This window comes from Vogesella mureinivorans, from assembly GCF_007644035.1.
Taxonomy (GTDB): domain Bacteria; phylum Pseudomonadota; class Gammaproteobacteria; order Burkholderiales; family Chromobacteriaceae; genus Vogesella; species Vogesella mureinivorans.
This window is the reverse complement of sequence record NZ_VMTV02000403.1, coordinates 1-478: the sequence shown is the minus strand read 5'-3', so window position 1 is coordinate 478 and position 478 is coordinate 1. Positions and strand designations below refer to the sequence as shown.

Below are 478 nucleotides of genomic sequence, written 5' to 3'. Positions count from 1 at the left end.
GGTACGATCATGGAGAGCTCCAAGCTGCCGTTTCTGGTGTGGTACAAAACGATGTTCCTGATGAGTTGCACAAAAAAGGGATTCTCCACCAACGAACTCCAGAAGCAATTAGGATTGAAGCGTTACGAACCGGTATGGGCGATGGTACACAAACTCCGCAGGGCGATGGGCAACCGGGATGCAAGGTATACACTGGAAGGGATGATAGAACTGGATGAGGGTTACTTTTCGGTGGCCAGTAAGGAAATCGAGCGAGGCAAGGGTACACGTGGCCGGGGAGCCGAGGGAAAGCAGAACGTTGCGGTGATGGCCGAAAGCACCCCGTTGGAAGATATCGAAACGGGCAAAAAGGAGAAGCATGTGCGTTATTTCAAGGCCAGGGTACTGGATAGCCATCAAAGTGAAGGAATCAACGGCGTGGTCAGGGACTACATGGAGGATGATGCCATCGTATTTTCGGACAAAAGCACTTCTTACG

At 51.5% G+C, this 478-nt stretch carries 1 pseudogene; it reads left to right on the top strand.

What is annotated here, in order from left to right:
* Window positions 1-478: pseudogene (locus FLQ44_RS11210) on the top strand (IS1595-like element ISBbi1 family transposase); the annotation flags it as partial.